Genomic DNA, 18,176 nt, shown 5'->3' on the forward strand with positions numbered 1-18,176 from the left:
AAAACGGCCGCGGGGTGGAGCAGCCCGGTAGCTCGTCAGGCTCATAACCTGAAGGTCGTAGGTTCAAATCCTACCCCCGCAACCAAAATACCGAAATAGGTCAAACACTTCAAAGCTGAGCATTACGCTCGGCCTTTGTCGTTCCAAATTCTTGTCAACACCTGGTCAACGTTTTACGAGCCCCCGATCGACGGTGCGGATGATCGCGGCCATGGCCGTCACACCTTCAGCAGATCAAGCAATGGGTCAAAGGCGTACATCGCCGCGCGTCGTCCCGAAGCCGGTTCAATCGTGCGTAGCATGCCAGCCTCAACCAGTCGCCGGGATAGCGCGCGCGCTGATGACGGTGGGATCCCCGAGCGTTCGACGAAGCGGTCGTTGCGGAAGATCGGGCTCGCAAAGACGAAGTCCAGCGCCTGATCATGAAATTGCGAGTTCAACACCTCGCGGAACCGCTCCCGCATCTCGCCATGAAGGCGAAAGATCGCGTCCGCGGTCTGGATGTTTACTGTCGCTTGGGCGTGCATCGCTTCGAGGAAGAATGTCACCCATCCAGTCCAGTCGCCTGACGCTGAGACCGCGCGCATCCGTTCGATGTATTCGTCCTTGTGCGCCTCGAAGTATCCAGAGACGAAAAAATTCGGCTGATGCAGTACGCCAAGCTTCCATAGCATCAGGGTGATCAGCATTCGACCGATCCGACCGTTTCCATCTTCGAATGGGTGCAGGGCCTCGAATTCGACATGTGCGATGGCAGTGCGAATGAGCGGCCGCATCGTGCTCTCGTTGATGTAGCGGACGAGTTCGGCCATCGCTGGGCCCAGCTGTTCAGGAGCGATCGGGACGTAGTAGATTCTTCCTCGCCGTTCGTCTCCGATGTAATTCTGCTCCACTTTGTAGCTTCCCGGACGCTTTCGAGCGCCCCGTCCAAAGGACAGCAACTGCTGGTGAGCAGTCCGGATCAGGTGTTCGCCAAGCGGGGCGCCCTCGGCGAGGGCCTGCTGGGCATTCCGCAGTGCGCGGGAGTAAAGGTAGGTCTCGACGTCGTCGTTGCGCGCTTCCCGGTAGGGGTCGGTGCTACCCGCATCTTCCTCGGCCTCCAGCCGGTACAGCTCCTCGATGGTCGAGATCGTCCCCTCCATCCGGGAAGACGTCACCGCGTCCTGGCGACGCAGGGGGGCGAGAAATAACTCGCTGTTCACCATGCCTGACATCTTGGTGTCGTACCGCGCAAGCGAGGCGGCTGCCTCTTCGAGCGGCCCGAGCAGCACCTCGTAGTCGAGGGCGGGCGGGGGAAAGGTGCCGATGTGATAGGTGACGGCATCCGTAAGATCGTAAGGTTTGGTGATCATAGTTGTGCCGATTCTATCATCAACGGGGTTTGACGCCAACCTAGTCACGACAAGTACGCTTGGCAACAGAATATGGCCCCATTCTGACACCAAGAGAGGTTGTCGCCAGCAGTCTGCCGTCAAGCCAGTTTGGCGACAGAGACTGGCAGGAAAATGGTATCAAAGCATGATCCCTTGTCATTCGCCGCAACTCATGCGGAGAATGGGGGTTCTAATGTCCGCATGAACATTGTGGCGACTTGTTTCCTGAACGACCGGGCGGGGTGGCGTCCGGCCGCTCCCTTGCGTGTCAGGACCCCTCGGACAATTTCCATTCCTGTCCGAGGTTCTGCAACACCAGGTCGCGCGCGGGGCAACCGGCACATCTGTGCTGCCGGCGCTGCTCCGGCAGTCGCTCGGCCATGGTCAGGATGGTGATCAACACCGCATCGGAATGCTGCGCGAGCCGGATCAGATGCTCCCCGCTCGGCCCGCGTTCGCCAGACAACCAGTACTTGGCCGTCCGTTCACTCGCTCCGGTCCAGCGCATCACCGTCTTGATGGCCTGATGTGTGTGCCCCAGTTCGCGCCGCAGGGTGTCGGCTATGGCCTTGCGATAGGCGGCCTGATCCGCGTCCAGGTGCACAGTTGTGCCCATTTTCGGCACAGATGTGCCCATCTTGATCCGCATCGCGGCGTCCTCCTCCGGTAAACCTTTGGGGAAGAGAACACAGCGGCAGATTCCATTTTGCGCCCCAGCCAATCCCCCGGGTCCGACCAGACGGAGACGCCTGCATGAACTGATCTGGAGACGGGAATGGAAGGCAGAGAGCCGCCCTCAACAAAAGAACCGGCGAACTCCCCGCCAAAGCGCCGTGCGGCCGAATATGTCCGCATGTCCACGGACCATCAGAAATACTCGACGGAAAACCAGTCGGATGCGATCCGCAAATACGCGGAGGAACGCGGCTTTGAACTGGTCCGTTCCTATGCTGACGCCGGAAAGAGCGGGCTGAGGATCGAGGGGCGCGAAGCCTTACAACAGCTGATCCAGGATGTGCAGGACGGCACAGCGGATTTCGAGGTGATCCTTGTCTATGACGTCAGCCGATGGGGGCGGTTTCAGGATGCCGATGAATCCGCCTATTACGAATACATCTGCCGTCGCGCAAACAAGCAAGTCGAGTATTGCGCCGAGCAATTCGAAAACGACGGCGGCCCGGTTGCCACGATCGTCAAGAGCGTCAAGCGCGCGATGGCCGGGGAATACAGCCGGGAACTTTCCAACAAGGTCTTCATCGGACAGTGCCGCCTGATCGAACGCGGCTTCCGTCAGGGCGGTGCGGCGGGTTTTGGCCTTCGTCGGGTTCTGCTTGACGAACGCGGCGAGGTGAAGGCCGAGCTGAAGCGTGGTGAGCACAAGAGCTTGCAGACAGACCGGGTGATCCTGGTGCCCGGGCCCGAAGCAGAGGTGAAAACCGTCCGCTGGATCTACAGCCGTTTCCTGAAACACGGCCGTTCGGAAAGCGAAATCGCCGCCGAACTTAACGAGCGCGGGATCCTGACCGATCTTGGCCGGATGTGGACCCGCGCCACCGTGCAGCAGATCCTGACCAACGAGAAATACATCGGCAACAACGTCTACAACCGGCGCTCCTTCAAGCTGAAGCAGAAGCGGGTTGCGAATGGCCCGGAGATGTGGATTCGGTCGGAAGGGGCCTTCGATGCCATCGTCGAGCCGAAACAGTTTCAGAAGGTGCAGGCGATCATCGCCGCCCGCAACCGCCGATTCTCGGACGAGGAGATGCTGGAGCGCCTGACCCGGCTGTTCCAGCGGCATGGCTACATATCCGGTCTGGTAATCGACGAGGCCGACGGAATGCCGTCCAGCGGCGCCTATGCCCATCGGTTCGGCAGCCTGATCCGGGCTTATTCCCTTGTCGGCTTCACTCCGGACCGGGACTACCACTACATCGAAGTGAACCGCATGCTGCGGCTGTTCCACGGCGACGAGGTGGAGCGTGTGATCCACGAGATCGCCCGACTCGGCGGCACCGTGTCCCGCAATCCGGCGACAGACCTGCTGACGATCAATGGCGAATTCACCGCCTCGGTCGTCGTCGCCCGCTGCCGCGAAACCTCCACGGGCGGTTTGCGCTGGAAGATCCGCTTCGAGACCGGCCTCGCGCCCGACATCACCATCGCCATCCGGATGCACCGCGCCAACACCGCCGCCCTCGACTATTACCTGCTGCCCCAATTCGAGATGCGGATCAAACCCTTGGGGCTTGCCGAGGAGAATGGCCTGATGCTGGACGCTTTCCGATTTGAAACGCTGGATTTCTTCTTCGACATGGCGAGGCGCGTTCCGGTGTCGGAGGTGACACCATGGTGAGCGAAGTCGAGATGCGGGACGAAGTGCAGATGATCCCGATTTCCGCCATCACCGTGGAAAATCCGCGCGAACGCTCGGAAAAGACCTTTCGCGCGCTCGTGGACAGTATCGGCAAGGTCGGGCTGAAAAAGCCGATCACGGTCGCCCGGGTCGATGAAGCGGCGGGAGCGTCCTATCGTCTGGTCTGCGGTCAGGGCCGGATGGAGGCTTATGTCGCCCTTGGGGAAACCCACATCCCGGCCATCGTCGTGGATGCGAGCGAGGCCGAACGCCTTCTGCGCAGCGTGATCGAGAACATTGCCCGCCGCCAGCAGCGTCCGCTGGAGCTGTTGCAGGACATCGCCGTCCTGCGCGACCGGGGATATTCGGACCATCAGATCGCCGACAAGACGGGGCTTTCCCTCGCCTATGTCCATGAAATCGGTGAGTTGATCGCCAACGGTGAAGAACGCCTGCTGATCGCGGTCGAAACCGGGCAGATGCCGCTCAGCGTCGCGCTCTACATCACGCGGGCCGAGGAGAAGGACGTGCAGAAGGCGCTGGAGGCTGCTTATGCCTCGGGTGAACTGCGCGGAAAGAAATTGCTGGAGGCGCGGCGGCTGGTCGAGTTGCGCCACCGTCACGGCAAGCAGCGAGGTGGCGCGCGGAACAAACAGCCACGCGCGCGAATGACATCTGCCGCGCTGGTCAAAGCCTATCGCGCCGAGGCCGAGCGTCAGCAGGACATGGTCCGCAGGGCGCAGTCGACGCGCAGCAGCCTGCTGTTTCTCGATGCTGCATTTCAGTCGCTCTTGAAGGATGAGAACTTCTTGACGCTGCTTCGTGCCGAGGGGCTCGATTCCGTGCCGCGCATGATCGTCGATGGCCTTCAGGAGCCAAGATCATGACACACATGGAGAAAATGCCTCCGCCGAAGAGCCCGGGATTCGAGGCGAACCTGCGCACGATCCAGATCGACGCGATCCTGCCGGTCAAGCAACTGCCGGCCACAGTGCCCAAGAGCCAGAAGTATGGACAGATCGCCGCGTCGATCCGCGAGGTCGGGCTGATCGAACCGCCGGTGGTCGCCCGTGCGGCAGGACAGGAAGGGTCCTTCATCCTTCTCGATGGCCATGTTCGGCTGCATGTTCTGAAGGAAATGGGCGAGTCGACCGTCACCTGCCTGGTGGCGACCGACGACGAATCCTTCACTTACAACAAGCGCATCAGCCGCCTCGCCACGATCCAGGAGCACAAGATGATCCTGCGCGCGGTCGAGCGTGGCGTATCGGAGACCCGCATCGCGGCAGCGCTGAATGTGAACATCGCTCTGATCCGACAGAAGCGCACCTTGCTGAACGGCATCTGTCCGGAGGCCGCCGAACTGCTGAAAGCCCGGCACTGCCCGATCAACAGCTTCCGGTCCCTGCGCAAGATGAAGCCCCTGCGGCAAATTCAGGCGGCGGAACTGATGATCGCCGCGAACAATTACACCGTGCCCTATGTCGAGGCGATCCTCGCAGCATCTGACGCCGCTGACCTGGTTGACCCGGCTGCAAAGAAGACACCTGCAGGTGTGACACGCGAACAAGCCGAGCGGATGAAGGCCGAGATGGCCAACCTGCAAAAGAACATCAAGCTGATCGAAGGCACCCTTGGGCCCGATCACCTCCGGCTGGTGGTGGCCGGTCGCTATGTCGAGCGGCTCCTGCAGAATGACCGTCTCGCCCGCTACCTCGACAAGAACCATGGCGAAATCCTTGGCGAGTTTCGGCAGATCGTCGCGGGCCTGGCGCAGCCAGCGCCCACGACGGAAGCGCGGAGCAGTGAGGCCGATTAGTTCGCCAACTGTCCTTCTATCAACGATGGGGACCCGGACCCGAAAGCGCGGGGACCGCAGGAGACGCCGGACAGTGGGCCGGATCAAGGGCGGCGGTGGGGATGGCGGCGAACCCGCTCGGAGCCCGCCAGGCTGGCTAGAGTTTTCGCCAGCCCAATGGTCGGATTCCGGCCATTGAAAGGGGCGGGCGCATCCGCTCGGGGGGACGAATGCGCCCGCCGCCCTAGAAGTCCGTCTCGACGTAGACCCCAGCGCAGTCGTAGGCGACGGCGGCGGCTGTGGCGCCGGTGTTCAGGAACAGCCGCGGTGACAGGAACTGCGTCGCCGCAGGCAGGTCGGCGGCGATTTCCTGTTCGAAGACGGCGCCGGTGACCTCGTTCACGGCTCGGACTCACACCGACGAACCGTTCGGGGGCGCGGCGATGAACAGGCTCACGACACCGCCGGTCGCGATGGCGAAGCTCGCGCCCATGTCGGTGATCGTCGGTGCTCCAGTCCCGTCATTGGCGACCAGCTGCCAGTTGGCATGGGTGCCGCGCTGAAAGCCGATTCCGATGCAGTTGATGGCAGCGGCCAGTGTCAGCGTGGTGGCGAGTGCCGCGGTCGATCCGTAGAGGCCGAAGAACCCCATGCCCGTCGCCTGCAGCGTCGTCAGCGAAATTCGCGTCACGAAGGTCCAGCCGCCCAGCCCCGCCGCGTTGCCGCGCCAGCAGGCCCAGCCTGCGGAACGCTGGTCGGCCACCGAGTCCACGACGGCCGCCGAGGTCAGACGCCAGCGCCGCATGGAAGTCGCAAGGTTCGTTGCGGCCAGCGTGGGCGTCGAAACGGTGCCGACCGAGGTGATCGGAAGGCCTTCGGTGGTGACTGTCGTGCCGGTCGAGGGCGACCAGTTGGCAATCCGGTTCACCCCGAAGTGGGGCTGGAGCGGGAAGTCTCGGCCCGAAGGGCGCATGACGTCGATCCACGGCGCCCCGGCGCGGTTGCGGGCGTAGACCGATGCCTTGCCTGAGGGCGGCGGGGTCGGCGCAGCGCTGAGGCCGGGCAGGACCGTCGGCTGCGGCATTTCCACCTGGCCGCTGGTACGGTCGATCCTGATGGCGTCGAAGAATGCGGACCCGTCCGGGCTGACCTTGAAGCTGAAGTCATCGTTACCGAGAAGGCCAATCAAGGCCCGCGCCGAAAACCCGGTTTTGAAGGCGAAGGCGGCGTCGTTCCCGGCTGAGGCCTTGTTCACCGTGGCTTCGATACCTGCGCCTGCGTTGTTCAGCAGCACCGCAGGCGTGTTGACCGAGATGCGGTTGTAGCTGTCGGCCGAGGCCCCGCCGAGGCCCAAGAGCTGCGCTGTCAGGTTCGCCTGGGGCATGCCGACCTGCGTGACGGCATTGGCGAAGGTGACGGTCGGCGTGTTGATGACGGTCGTGCCGCCCGCCCCGGCCGTGGTCGAGCCGATGTTCACGACGGTGGTCGATCCGGACGCGCCGCCGGTGCCGATGTTCACGGTCTTTGTGACGCCTGTCGTCGTGGCCCCGGTGCCAATCCCGTAGGTGGCGGTCGTCGTTGCCGTGCCGATTGAGGCGCTGGCTGCAGACACCGTCACAGTCCCGGACGCCGTCAGCGTCCCCGAGAAGGTCTTGTTGCCGGTGAAAGTCTGCGTGCCCGCGAGGATCGCCAGTTCGGACGAGGTGTTCGGCAGGGTGAAGCTGCGCGTGGTGCCCGTGCTGATCCCCGCCAGCGAGAAGGTCGCCTTCTTCGTCGGATCGGTGTCGTTCACCAGGCTGAAGACCGCGTCCGACACGTCGCGTGGCTCGCCGAGCACTTCCCAGGCGCTGCCGGTCCAGACGAGGAACAGGCCCTCGGCCGCGACCCAAGTGAGCCAGCCGGTGCGCGGCACCAGCCGGATCCATGCGCCGTCCACCCAGAAGGCAATGTTCAGATCCCATCCAGCCCAGAGGCCGGTCCCGCCCGAGGCCACGAGGTGCCGGTTGCCTTCGGCCGGGCTGGCCGGGGGCGTGGTGCGCGTGCGGTCGAGGACCGAGAGCTGCACCATGGCATCGAGCAGGCGCAGGGCCTCGTTGTGGGTGACATGCTTCTGCGCTTGGGCGGCAAGGAGATAGGGCAGGCCCAGATGGGTCGTGGTGTCGGACATGGGTGTTCCCGTGGGTTGGGATCAGAATTGCATCGTGACCGCGGCAGGCGTGCCGCGGCCGAGGCGGTTCGAAAGCTGGAAGATGCGGAGCGCCAGCGTCTGGCCAGGCCCGAGCAGCGCACCCCAATCGGCGGTCTGCTGGGCGGCGGTGTAGAGGACGGAGGTCGTGGTGCTGGTCAGCGTGCGCTTGATCGCAGCGCCGTCGAGGATCTGGACGTCGTAACTTTCCAGGTCCTCGGCCAGCGGCACCTCGACCTGTTCCCAGGCGTCGGCCACCAGCGCCCGTGACCGCCGGGTCCAACGGATCGTCAGATCGCCCGGGCTGCGTGCGGTCCGCCACGGCTGTTCGACATGCACCGGCGCGAAGGGGACAAGCCCACGCCCGGATGGTGTGAAGCCCAGCGCGGCATAGCTTACGTCACTGACCGCCCGCGCAGCCGGGCCCACGCGCCAGTTCCATGGCAGTCCGAGATCGCCCTCGGCGATGGGGAGGGAGGCCAGCGTCGAATCCAGCAAAACGACCCGCGCTCCGGCCGGGGCCGGGTTGCCCATGACATGTTCCGTCCCGCGCTGGCCACGCAGCAGTCGGGTCAGGCGATAGCGGCCGGGGGCGATGAGTTCGGAGACTCCGGCTTGGACGATCTCCCACACCCCTGCTACCGCCTCGACCGCCAGCGCATTGACCCCGCCGAACAGCGCGACGTCCGTCACGCTTTCCAGCGTCCCCGACAGGAGATCGACCACCAGCGAATTGCCCAGATCGAAGCGTGAGGTGGGCCCCGGAAAGAGGTCGAAGGCCAGCGTGCCAATCCGCGCCCGACCGCCGAATGTGGTCAGGAGGTTGAACCCGTCGGTGGACGCGCTGCGGAACACGGCGATCTCGCCGGGCCAAGGGCTGGCATGGGCGGCGATCAGGGGGCGATGCGCGGCCTGGTCCTCAGTAATCTGCGGCAGGTCCAGCATCACCACCTCCGGGGTTCCGAAGACGACGGGGCTGGCGAGCGATGCGGGCCGGGGATCGCCGGGCGGCAGATCATAGGCGGCGCGGTCCTGCCGCACCGCCTCGATCCCGCGTGCCTCGGCATCGGCGACGGAGACGAGGCGGAATTCCACCTCACGGCCATCATGCGCGAGCCGGATCACGTCGGCGGGGTCCAGCGCCAGGTGGGACGGCGGCAGGCGGAAGGTCGCGCTTTCGCGTCCGATCCACGCCTCCATCAGCGCACGGCGGCAGCGGCGTTCGGCCTCCTCGGGCGGGATCGCCATCGGGAAGCTTTCCGAAGCGATGCGGGTGGTGTCGACGGTGATGCGGCGGGCCTCGACGAGCGCGGCGTCATAGTCCTCATCCGCCCGCGCGACCTGCCATTTCAGGGCTTGGGGCAGTTCGGTCTCCTGGCCGCGGGTCAGCTCGAAGGCCTCGCCCTCGCGGGTGGCGACGAGATCGTCGATGGCCAGCGTGGCGACCGAGGCGCGGCCGCGTATGATGAAGCGGATCACGCCTTCGGTCTCGATGGCATCGAAGCCGAAATGCCGGGCCAAGGTGGAAATTGATGCGCGGGGGCTTTCCAGCGCGCCGATCACATACCCTTCGACCGCGCCCCATAGGCCGCTTACGTCGATCAACGCCTCATCGAGCCCAGCGCGCAGGCAGAGGTGGCGCACGAGCGCGGCCAGCGACACCGCGCCCAGCCTGCCGGTCAGCCAGTGGCCAAGGCGCCAATTCGGGCCGTCCGTCCAGACCCCGGTAAGTTCCGGAAAGAACGGATAGGGCCGCGCGTCCCAGGTCCAGGCGGCGCATTCGGGGACATGGACCATCCGGCCGCCGTAGATGGCCGAAACCGGATTGTTGGCCGGGGTTTCCCACCAGAGATAGCTGGCTTCCAGACAGGCACGCTGGATGGCATCATCGCGCCAGCCGCGCGAGAAATACGGGGTGAAGCTCTCGGACGACTTCGGGTCGAAGAAGACGTTCGGCTGGTTTGTGCCCCGGTCGATGGCGGGGCAGCCCAGTTCGGTGAACCAGACGGGCTTCGACTGCGGCACCCATGCGGTGGGCGTGCCGCTTTCCAACCCGCCCGGTCGGTTGAAGTGCGGGTTCGACCACCAGGCGGCGAGATCCTTGTAGCGGAACACCCACGGCTTGCCTGCAGCGCCATCGGTGATTGGTGTGCGGATCTGGGCCGAGCGGTCGGCGGCGCTGGCGTAGAACCAGTCGAAGCCCTCGCCACCGGCGATGTTGGTCTGCAGGTATCCCCGGTCATGGATCGCGGGCCAACCCTGCAGCGCATCGGCATGGTCGAAGCCGTCGCGCCAGTCCGAGAGCGGCATGTAGTTGTCGATGCCGATGAAATCGATGTTCGCGTCTGACCAGAGCGGATCGAGGTGGAAGAACACGTCGCCACTGCCGTCGCCCGGCTGGTGGCCAAAATACTCCGACCAGTCGGAGGCGTAGCCCACCTTGGTGCCCGGCCCGAGGATCGTCTTCACAGCCGCCGCCAGCGCCTTGAACGCCGTCACGGCCGGATAGCCGCTGGCGCTGGAGCGGATCGTGGTCAGGCCGCGCATCTCGCTGCCGATCAGGAAGGCGTCGACCCCGCCCGCCACCGCGCAGAGATGGGCGTAGTGCAGGATCATCCGCCGCAGGCCCCAGTCGCCTGCAGGGCCGGTCCAGCTGACACTGTCGCCCGACACTGCGAACTGCGCCGGGGCGGCCGCGCCGAAGAAGGTCGAGACCTGCGTGGCAGCGGCGGCGGTCTTGTCTGCGGTGCCAGTGTAGCCTGCCGCCGGGGAACAGGTGATCCGGCCCCGCCACGGGAAACTCGGCTGTCCCGGCGTCGCGGCATTCGCGCTGTAGGGGTGCGGCAGGGTGTTGCCGGGCGGCACGTCCATCAGCAGGAAGGGATAGAACGTCACCCGCAGCCCGCGCGCCTTCATCTCCCTGATCGCCTGCACCACCGCGAAATCCGCAGGCGTGCCGCCATAGACCGGCCGATCCTCGGCGTCACGGCTAACTAAGTGGGCTGCCGCGCGGGAAACCCCGTTGACCGTCCAGACCTTGGGGCTGGTGACCTTGGTCGCCACCTCCACTCCCGGCTTGATCGTACAGTTGCCCGCCCGCAGGTCATTGCCAAACCAGGCCACGACGAGGCTGACGCTTTCGACGGCGGGGGCCATGGCCTGAAGCCGGTCCAGCGCCACGACGATATCGGTCTCATCCGGCAGCGCGTTCAGGTTCTCTGCCGACGTCGTGCCGCCGGTGGTCTGGCCGAAGACCGTCGTCGTCGCCCCGACCGTCTTCCGGACAGCCTCGGTGGCATAGGTGAACTCGCCCGATGCGGGGATCATGGTCACGGCCTTGACCAACCCCTCGGCCGTGTCGGGATCCGCGAGCGGCCGGAAGACCTCGAACGACAGTTGAGGCAGGCGGTTGCCGTAGGTCGCGAGCGACAGTTCCTCGAAGACCACATAGGCTGTCCCGCGATAGGCGGGGGTGTTGGCCGCTCCCATCTTTGCCGCGATGAACGGGTCAGGCGTCTGCGCCTCGTCGCCGGGATACCAGCGCCAGGTGATGCCGCTCATGTCGAGCGGCTTGCCGTCGGCCCAGATGCGGCCGATGCCGGTGATCGGCCCCTCGCAAAGAGCGACGGCGAAGGACGCATAGTAGAGATATTCGGTGGTCTTGACCTTCCCGCCGCCACCGCCCTTGCCGCCCCCTTGCGTCGTGGTCTTCGTCTCCTCGCGGAAATCGGTGGCCCAGAGGATGTTGCCGCCGATCCGCATCCGCCCGTAAAGGCGCGGGATCACCGCGCCTTCGGTGGAGGAGGTGATGCGCAGCGTGTCGAGGCGTTGGCCCTCAATCTTCTGAGCGGGAGACAGCGAGGACACGATCCAGCTGTCCACCACCGAACCGATGGTCGAGCCGATGAAGCCACCGATGGCCGCCCCGGAAAAGCCGAGGATCGCACCGCCAAAGGCCCCGCCGATGGCGGAACCGACAGCGCCGAGGACGAGCGTGGCCATGGGAAAATCTCAGCGTGCGGGAAACAGGAAGGCGAAGGCGATCTTGCGCGCCCAATTCGGTGTCAGCGGTTCCTCGATCACGCCGAGGCGTTCGTAGGCGTGAAGGAAGGTGTCGGGCCCGGTGAGGATGCCCACATGCTTGGCGATGGCGCGGGGCACCATCCGGAACAGGATCAACGCACCGGGTGGGGCGTCGGCCGGTGCGATTTCCGGCATCATCGCCCGCGTGCCGTCAGCCAGCACCTCGCGCGGGCCGGTCTCGCCCCAATCGCGGCTGTAGGGCGGGATCGGGAACGGCTCCGGGCCGACGACCTCGCGCCAGACACCCCGCGCGAGGCCGAGGCAGTCGCAGCCAACCCCGCGCAGGCTGGCCTGATCGTGGTAGGGCGTGCCAAGCCAGGACCGCGCGGCGGTGATGACGCGGGCGGGATCGGCAGTCGCGATCGGCGATGTCACAGTACCGCCCCCTCGTGCCCGCCATCCTTGGTGGCATAGCGCAGGACCGCGTCCTGCCCGGGGATGTGCGGGAAACCCCGGAAGTTGGCGACATTGGCGAACTTCGCACCACAAGTGGCGATCCGCTTGTCGCAGCCCGCCCGGACCACGAAGGCATCCGTCGCCGCGATCGGTCGCACCGGCGCTTCCAGCAGCGTCAGGATCGCCACCGCGTCGACGAGGTCATGCGACAGCACCTCGACCCGCCGCCCGGCATTCGCGCCGGTCGACCATTCGACCAGCCCAAAGGCGAACCACCCCGCCGCGAAGCTAGCGAGGCCGGATGCCGTGAAGGCTCGGTCCCGCAGCACATCGATGACTGCGCCGCTCCCCTTGAAGGTCGGGGCATCGAGGTTCACGCCGCAACGCGGATCGCCCAGCGCGGCGTCGCAACTCGCCTGAAACGTCCGCCCCACGGTCTGGCCGAGCACATGGGCAAGGCTACGCACCTCCGCCACGAAGGCGAGCCGCCCGCGCCGGATCTGGCCGATGGCCCCGCGGCGCAGCAGCACGCGCTGCGCCGGGGCCGACCAATTCACCCTCCAGACCTCGACCGAGGCATTGTCCCAGCGGCCGTCGAGGAGGTCGGTCTCTGTGATCCGGTCGGAGGACAACACGCCTTGGGCATCCTGCGCGTCCACGGAGAGGTCCGATCCCGACCGGACCTCCGACGCCGTCAGCCCGCTTTCCGGTTCGAACTCGGTTTCGTCGAAGGTGAGGGTCCGGTCGTGGTCGGTGAAGCCGAAGGTCATGCCATCCGCCCGCGTGATGCGCCAGCACCAGGCCAGAGTGGTGGCGCCTTCGTCGAGATGGGCTTGCAGCGCGGGCGGAAGGGATTTCACTTCCGCCCCCAGCCGCGCAGCAGGGCCAGGGACGCCAGCAGCGAAGACACGACACCACCGGTCGCGCCGGTCAGGGCATAGATATTGAAGGGGCGAATATCGAGCGTGCCGGTGGCGAGGTCGAAATCCGCCAGCCCGGCCAGAGCGAGGCCGGAGGCGGCAAGGCAGGCCAGATAGACGAGGCCACGTGCGAGGGTCCAATTCATGGTCATGCTCCGATCAGGGTCTTGAGGAAGGTGAAAATGCGGGTGGTCAGGCTCGGCGCCGCCTGCACGGGCGCGGGGTCGGCGGCGGCCGTGGAAGGGGCGGGTGACATGGGGATCGACGGTGGATTGGGGATCGGGCGCAGCAGTGCCAGCGCCTCGGTCTCGCTGAGCCGCCGGACCGGTCGCGAGAAATCGACCCGGCCGTTGCGGTCGACCGTCCAGACCGGGATGGTACCGGCCGGATAGCGGCCCCTGGCAAAGAGATCGCGCTCGGCCTCGCGGCGGGACCGGATGGCGGCGGGACGGAGCCAGCCCATGAATGCCGCTGCGGCCGCAGTACGGTTCCCTGCGTTCAGGTGACGCGTCAGCGCGGCCTTGGCGATGCCGCCGGTGTTGTAATGGAAGGAGACCAGCGCATCGAACTCGTGCGACGCGAGCGGCACCTTCACGGTGCGCCACACCTCGACCTCGTAGGTGGCGAGATCGGCGCGGAAGAGCCGGAAGGCCTCGCGGATCCCGGCATCGAGATCGGCGGGCATGCCGCGCTCCATCCTTGCGGGATCGGGCGGACCGGCGGCGGCGGTGTGACCGATGCCGAAGGTCCAGACGTCCTTCACATCGAGGTAGGGTCCGGGCACGACGCCTTCGTGCCGGATCAGGGCCAAGAGCCCACGATCAGAGGTTTGCATGGGCTTACCCGAGGGTTGAGAGGAAAAAGATCAGGAAGGCGACGGCGAGGCCGATGCGCAGCCGGTGGGCAAAGGCCTGTCCGGGGTCGGCAGGATCGCAGCGCAGCGAGCGGGCAAGGCGAAGGATCTCATGCATCGGCGTCATCCTTCCCGACCCGGCGGAGCCTCGCGAGGATCAGTTCGATGAAGGCCGCCCCGAAGACGCCGACCAGGTAGGCGGCCGAGCCGACCGCCCCGCCCGCGGCGACGGCACCATCAGGCAGACCGAGCCAGTCCGCCACGATCACGATGGAAAAACTGCCCATCCCTGCGGCGATCAACCCGCCGAGCAGGACATGGCGCAGGGCTTCGCGCAGCGCCATCCGGGTGGTCAGGGCATTGGTGGCACCGCCCAGCGCGCCCCAGAAGGCCAGCATCAGCGCCGTCGAGGCAGCGATCTCGCGCCAAAGGTGGGACCAGAAGGATTCGTCGTTCATGTGCGGATCTCCAGGAGCGGGATCGAGGTGATCGACCCGAGACGTTCGAGATCGAGGGTGACGTCGAGGACGTCGGTGTCGAAGCGGACGGGCACGTCGAATTCGAAGCCCGCGGTGATCGCGACGCCTGCGGCGGGGGCGGTGGTGAAGGTCACCAAGCCCGTCGCGGTGGCGACCGACCAGCCGGAGGCTTGGGGCGTGCCGTTCAGGGCGATGGTCACAGTTCCGGCGACGGGCTTGGTGATGGCGCGCGTCCATGACTGCGCGCCGGAGGTGTAGCGCTTGGCCAGTTGGAACTGGGTGGCCGACCCCGTGCCGGTGCCGAGGGGCTGATCGGTTGGACTCAGCGCCTGCGATGGCAGGCAGGACTTGAAGTCGGCCCAGTCCTTGAAGCGGAAGCCGTGGAGGCGGCCATTGCGCGCCTCGAAGAAGGCCACCACCGCCGCGAGGTCATCGGCGCGGCGGATGCCATAGGCGACATCATAGCGGCGGCGCGAATTGGCCCAGCTGGCATTGCGCTCTTCGGCCCCGCTCGCCAATTCGACGATCTGCGTGCGTCGCTCCGGGCCGCCGCGCGCGCCCCGGCTGATGTTGTCCGGAAACCGGACCTCGTGAAATGCCACGGCTGATCCTCACATGCCCCGCCGCCCGAGCGACACGGCGCGGGCGATGTCGCTCGCGACCTGCGTCCGGGATTGCCGGAAGCTCTCGGCGTCGCGGGCGTTGATCGTGACGTTGACGGTCGAGGGGCTGGCCTGGCCGTACCCCGCCGCCTCCCGTCGCGAGAGCACCCGTTCGCCCCGTTGCAGGATCGCGGGCACCTCGTCCGGCCGCAGCCCGGCCCAGCCCCCATTGTGCATGCGCGGGGCACCCGCGAAGGCCAAGGCGGGGACCATCCGGCCGGGTGCCGGGGCACCGACCATGCCGCCCGCGTGCAGGATATTGGCAAAGATGCCACCCGCCCCACCCAGCGCGCCGGAGAGGGCGTTCGCGATAGGGCCAAGGATGAAACGACGGGCAGCGAGCTTGGCGAGATCGGCGATCATCGATGTCACCAGATCGCGGAAATCGAGTTTGCCGGTCTTCACGAAGTCGCCGATGGCGTTCTCGGCCGACGTGAAGGCCCCGACCAGCGCACTGCCGATATCCCCGCCGATGTCGCGCGCCTTGGCGGCGTAGTCGGCGAGTGCGGCGGTGACGGCCTGCCAGCCGGTGAGGGCCGTGTCGGCACCCTCGGCCGCAGCCGCTCCGGCCTCGCGCGCGGCACCGCCCGCACCATCAGCGGCCGTGGCGGTGTCGTTCAACCCAGACGTCAGGGCATCGGCCCCGCCGGCCGCATCCGCCAGCACAGTCTCGGCCTCGGTCCCCGTGCCGGTGACGGCATCCTTCAGCGCCTGCCAGCTGGCCAGCGGCCGACTGGCGGCATCAGCCAGCATCCCGGCCGCCTCGCGATAGCCATCGGCACGGGCGCGGGCATCGTCGGCCATCGCGCCAAGCCCGAGATCGGGCGGTTCGAGATAGCTGCGTGCGAGGGCGGCCGAAAAGGCATCCGCGGCGGCGGCACCGGCAGCGGTGGCGGCCCCCTCGAACGGATTGCCAATGCGGCCGAGTTCCACCGGATCGAGAATGCCGATCCTGACCCCACCCTCGCCCGTCGCCCATTCCGGCAACAACGCCAGCGCCGCGTTCAGGGTCTCGATGAAGCTGTTGATGCGGGTGACGACGCCGTTCAGCATCGCCTCGACGCCGGAGATCAGCCCGTTCGCGGCCTGAAAAGCGAAGTCGCCGATGGCGCCGGGCAGACTGCCCCAGATTGCGACGGCGGCGTCATAGGCCCCCTGGAAGATCGCGGCAGTCCGGTCGCCGAAGCTGACCACGCCCGCGATGGTGCCATCGAGGGCCGAGAGCCCCGCCGCCTTCAGGCCCTCCCACCCTGCCGCCATTCGCGCGAGGGCCGCGTCCAGCGACAGGCCGATGCGCGACCACACCTCGCGCGCCAGATCGCCCAGCAGGCGAAACGCCTCGCCCACCCCGCCGACCCGGGCGACCAGCTGCGAGAACTGATACACCAGCTCGCCCGCCCCGACGATCAGGGCTCCGATGCCGGTGCGGATCAGGGCCCCGCGGAGGAATACGAGCGCCGTCGCGAGGCCGCGCACGGACAAGGCGGCAGCGGCAAGCCCCGCGACCCAGCGCCCGGCCATGACAGCGGCGAAGGTTGCGGCGTAGGAGGTAAGTCGGCCGAGATTTCCGATCAGCGTGTCGATGGCCGAGCGCAGGATCCCGCCATCGGAGGCCAGAGCGACGAAGGCATTCGCAAGCGCCTCGATGGTCGGGGCCACGGCGACGGCGATCCGGTTCCGAAGGCCGTCGAACACGAGGGATACCGTGCCCAGCGCCAGTTGCGTGCGGCGTAGGGCTTCCAGCGCATCGCTGTCTAGAACTGCGCCAAGGTCGGAGGCCTGATCCCCAAGCCGGGCCATCTCCGCCCCGCCATTGCGCAGGAGGGGGAGCAGCCGTGTCGCGTCTGAGGCCATGGCCTCGAGATAGAAGGTCATCTCCTGCTGGCTGAGACCGGCGCGTTCCAACGTGTCGACGTAGAGCTGGAGGGCTTCGGGGCCGGAGAGGCGGGCGAATTGGTCAGCGGTGACGCCTACCCTAGGGGCGACACTCTCGAAGAAATCCGCCATGGGCCCGCCGCCCGTCTGCAGGAAATCCCCAACCCGGTCGTTCACGTCCTTCAGGATGTCGGCCAGCTTCTCCTGTTCAATGCCGACCGTCCGCGCCCCGGCCGACCAGCGCTGCAGGGCTTCTGGCGTCGCATTGGCGACCTGCGCGAATTGCCGGATCTGGGCGGCGCTCTCGGCCGTGGATCGCACGATCAGACCGAGCGAGGCTGTGGCGGCAGCGGCAGCGGCCCCAAGCGCGAGGCCTGCGCGACGCGCGAAAGCGGTCAGCCGCGTGTTCGCGAGTTCCATCTCGCGCGACAGGCGGCCAAAGCCGCGCGCCCCGGCCTCGCCCACCCCTTCCAGTTCGGCGCGCACGCGGCGTCCGCCCTCCGCGACGAGGCGGACGGAGACCTTTTTCTCAGCCATCGCGGCGTCCTTCCATCTGCTCGTTAAGCTTGCGCACCATCACCGCCTCGATCTCAGGCAGCAGTTCGGCGGTGATCAGGGCGTTGATGCCCAAGGCGCTCGCCAGTGCGAGGGCGGCCCCCATGTCCCATCCGATGACGGCCCCCGGCGCGATGCGCAGCTGGCCGCCGAGGCGCTGGGTCAGGTCCCAGACCTGCCAGCCCTCGACCGTCTGCGGCCGGTTCAGTCTTGCGGGGCAGTCCGGGCAGGGTCCTGTGCAGGCCGCGCAGTAGCCGTCACCCCCGCCGAAGGACCAGTCGGCGAGGGCGCGGAGGCGTTTTTTTCCGCGTCCAGCATCAGGCCGCGGGCGACGTATTGAGCCTGGAAGGCTTCGAACACGGGCCAGATTTCCAGTAGGGCATCGATCCCGGCCGGGCTGACCGGCACGAGGTTGCCCGCCTCGTCGCCGACGCCTTCCCATTCCAGCACCGCCCGGCGGGCGACGGCCTTGGCCATGGCCAGCGCCATGTCTTCCTGACTGGAGGTTTCCGACAGGCCCTCGATGGCCGGATCGGCGCGGGCAGAGACCATCAGCGCGGTGGTCAGAGGGGCCACCAGGACGCGCAGGCCGGGCAGCAGGTTCAGCCATTCGGGGCGGTTCGACAGGTTCAGTCGGATCATGA

At 66.6% G+C, this 18,176-nt stretch carries 16 protein-coding genes, 1 tRNA gene and 1 pseudogene; 4 read left to right on the plus strand and 14 right to left on the minus strand.

The genetic code is table 11. The features are described 5' to 3' along the window. Positions 1 to 8 precede the first annotated feature (8 nt). Positions 9 to 85, plus strand: a tRNA-Met gene (locus FG154_RS17200). Between the two features lie 133 nt (positions 86 to 218). Here FG154_RS17200 and FG154_RS17205 read toward each other — a convergent pair. Beyond that, a complete protein-coding gene (locus tag FG154_RS17205; RefSeq protein WP_145110578.1) occupies positions 219 to 1,352 on the minus strand; it encodes a Fic family protein in 1,134 nt (377 codons plus the stop codon). Positions 1,353 to 1,641: 289 nt separating this feature from the next. Next, positions 1,642 to 2,022, minus strand: coding sequence for an XRE family transcriptional regulator (locus tag FG154_RS17210; protein WP_145110581.1), 381 nt, complete (start codon positions 2,020 to 2,022; stop codon positions 1,642 to 1,644). A 126-nt stretch (positions 2,023 to 2,148) separates the two neighbouring features. Here FG154_RS17210 and FG154_RS17215 point away from each other — a divergent pair, with 126 nt between their 5' ends. The 3 genes from FG154_RS17215 to FG154_RS17225 are packed head-to-tail and all read left to right on the plus strand — an operon-like array spanning position 2,149 to position 5,545. Next, on the plus strand, positions 2,149 to 3,726 hold the full coding sequence (locus tag FG154_RS17215) for a recombinase family protein (protein WP_222120568.1): 1,578 nt from the start codon (positions 2,149 to 2,151) through the stop codon (positions 3,724 to 3,726). After that, the gene (locus FG154_RS17220; protein WP_222120569.1) at positions 3,720 to 4,613 is read left to right on the plus strand and encodes a ParB/RepB/Spo0J family partition protein; all 894 of its coding nucleotides are present in this window, start codon (positions 3,720 to 3,722) and stop codon (positions 4,611 to 4,613) included. Before FG154_RS17215 ends, FG154_RS17220 begins: the two co-directional genes overlap by 7 nt. After that, positions 4,610 to 5,545, plus strand: coding sequence for a plasmid partitioning protein RepB C-terminal domain-containing protein (locus FG154_RS17225; protein ID WP_145110585.1), 936 nt, complete (start codon positions 4,610 to 4,612; stop codon positions 5,543 to 5,545). The genes FG154_RS17220 and FG154_RS17225 overlap by 4 nt, the downstream gene beginning before the upstream one ends. 223 nt (positions 5,546 to 5,768) lie before the next feature. Here FG154_RS17225 and FG154_RS17230 read toward each other — a convergent pair. The 12 genes and pseudogenes from FG154_RS17230 to FG154_RS17275 form a co-directional block, all read right to left on the minus strand. After that, positions 5,769 to 7,691, minus strand: a pseudogene (locus FG154_RS17230) (DUF2793 domain-containing protein). 21 nt (positions 7,692 to 7,712) lie between these two features. Beyond that, positions 7,713 to 11,711 carry a baseplate multidomain protein megatron gene (locus FG154_RS17235; RefSeq protein WP_145110587.1) on the minus strand — a complete coding sequence of 1,333 codons (3,999 nt, stop codon included), beginning with the start codon at positions 11,709 to 11,711 and terminating at the stop codon, positions 7,713 to 7,715. 9 nt (positions 11,712 to 11,720) lie between these two features. Beyond that, positions 11,721 to 12,155 (minus strand): NlpC/P60 family protein, encoded by a 435-nt coding sequence (locus FG154_RS17240; protein ID WP_145110668.1) that lies wholly within the window; start codon positions 12,153 to 12,155, stop codon positions 11,721 to 11,723. Positions 12,156 to 12,163: 8 nt separating this feature from the next. Further along, positions 12,164 to 13,048 (minus strand): DUF2163 domain-containing protein, encoded by an 885-nt coding sequence (locus tag FG154_RS17245; protein ID WP_145110590.1) that lies wholly within the window; start codon positions 13,046 to 13,048, stop codon positions 12,164 to 12,166. Then, positions 13,045 to 13,254, minus strand: a complete 210-nt coding sequence (locus FG154_RS17250) for a hypothetical protein (RefSeq protein ID WP_145110593.1) — start codon at positions 13,252 to 13,254, stop codon at positions 13,045 to 13,047. The genes FG154_RS17245 and FG154_RS17250 overlap by 4 nt, the downstream gene beginning before the upstream one ends. Positions 13,255 to 13,256: 2 nt before the next feature. Then, on the minus strand, positions 13,257 to 13,943 hold the full coding sequence (locus tag FG154_RS17255) for a lysozyme (RefSeq protein WP_145110596.1): 687 nt from the start codon (positions 13,941 to 13,943) through the stop codon (positions 13,257 to 13,259). A gap of 4 nt (positions 13,944 to 13,947) precedes the next feature. Beyond that, the gene (locus FG154_RS21755; protein WP_269429090.1) at positions 13,948 to 14,079 is read right to left on the minus strand and encodes a hypothetical protein; all 132 of its coding nucleotides are present in this window, start codon (positions 14,077 to 14,079) and stop codon (positions 13,948 to 13,950) included. Then, on the minus strand, positions 14,072 to 14,419 hold the full coding sequence (locus FG154_RS17260; protein ID WP_145110599.1) for a hypothetical protein: 348 nt from the start codon (positions 14,417 to 14,419) through the stop codon (positions 14,072 to 14,074). The genes FG154_RS21755 and FG154_RS17260 overlap by 8 nt, the downstream gene beginning before the upstream one ends. Beyond that, positions 14,416 to 15,042, minus strand: coding sequence for a DUF2460 domain-containing protein (locus FG154_RS17265; RefSeq protein WP_145110602.1), 627 nt, complete (start codon positions 15,040 to 15,042; stop codon positions 14,416 to 14,418). Before FG154_RS17265 ends, FG154_RS17260 begins: the two co-directional genes overlap by 4 nt. Positions 15,043 to 15,051: 9 nt before the next feature. Next, positions 15,052 to 17,514 (minus strand): phage tail tape measure C-terminal domain-containing protein, encoded by a 2,463-nt coding sequence (locus FG154_RS17270; RefSeq protein ID WP_145110605.1) that lies wholly within the window; start codon positions 17,512 to 17,514, stop codon positions 15,052 to 15,054. Continuing rightward, positions 17,507 to 17,740, minus strand: coding sequence for a DUF7697 family protein (locus FG154_RS21900; protein ID WP_425456859.1), 234 nt, complete (start codon positions 17,738 to 17,740; stop codon positions 17,507 to 17,509). Before FG154_RS21900 ends, FG154_RS17270 begins: the two co-directional genes overlap by 8 nt. Next, a complete protein-coding gene (locus FG154_RS17275; protein WP_145110608.1) occupies positions 17,737 to 18,174 on the minus strand; it encodes a hypothetical protein in 438 nt (145 codons plus the stop codon). The genes FG154_RS21900 and FG154_RS17275 overlap by 4 nt, the downstream gene beginning before the upstream one ends. Positions 18,175 to 18,176 lie beyond the last annotated feature (2 nt).

The sequence above is a fragment of the Cereibacter sediminicola genome (assembly GCF_007668225.1).
Classification (GTDB): Bacteria; Pseudomonadota; Alphaproteobacteria; order Rhodobacterales; family Rhodobacteraceae; genus Cereibacter_A; species Cereibacter_A azotoformans.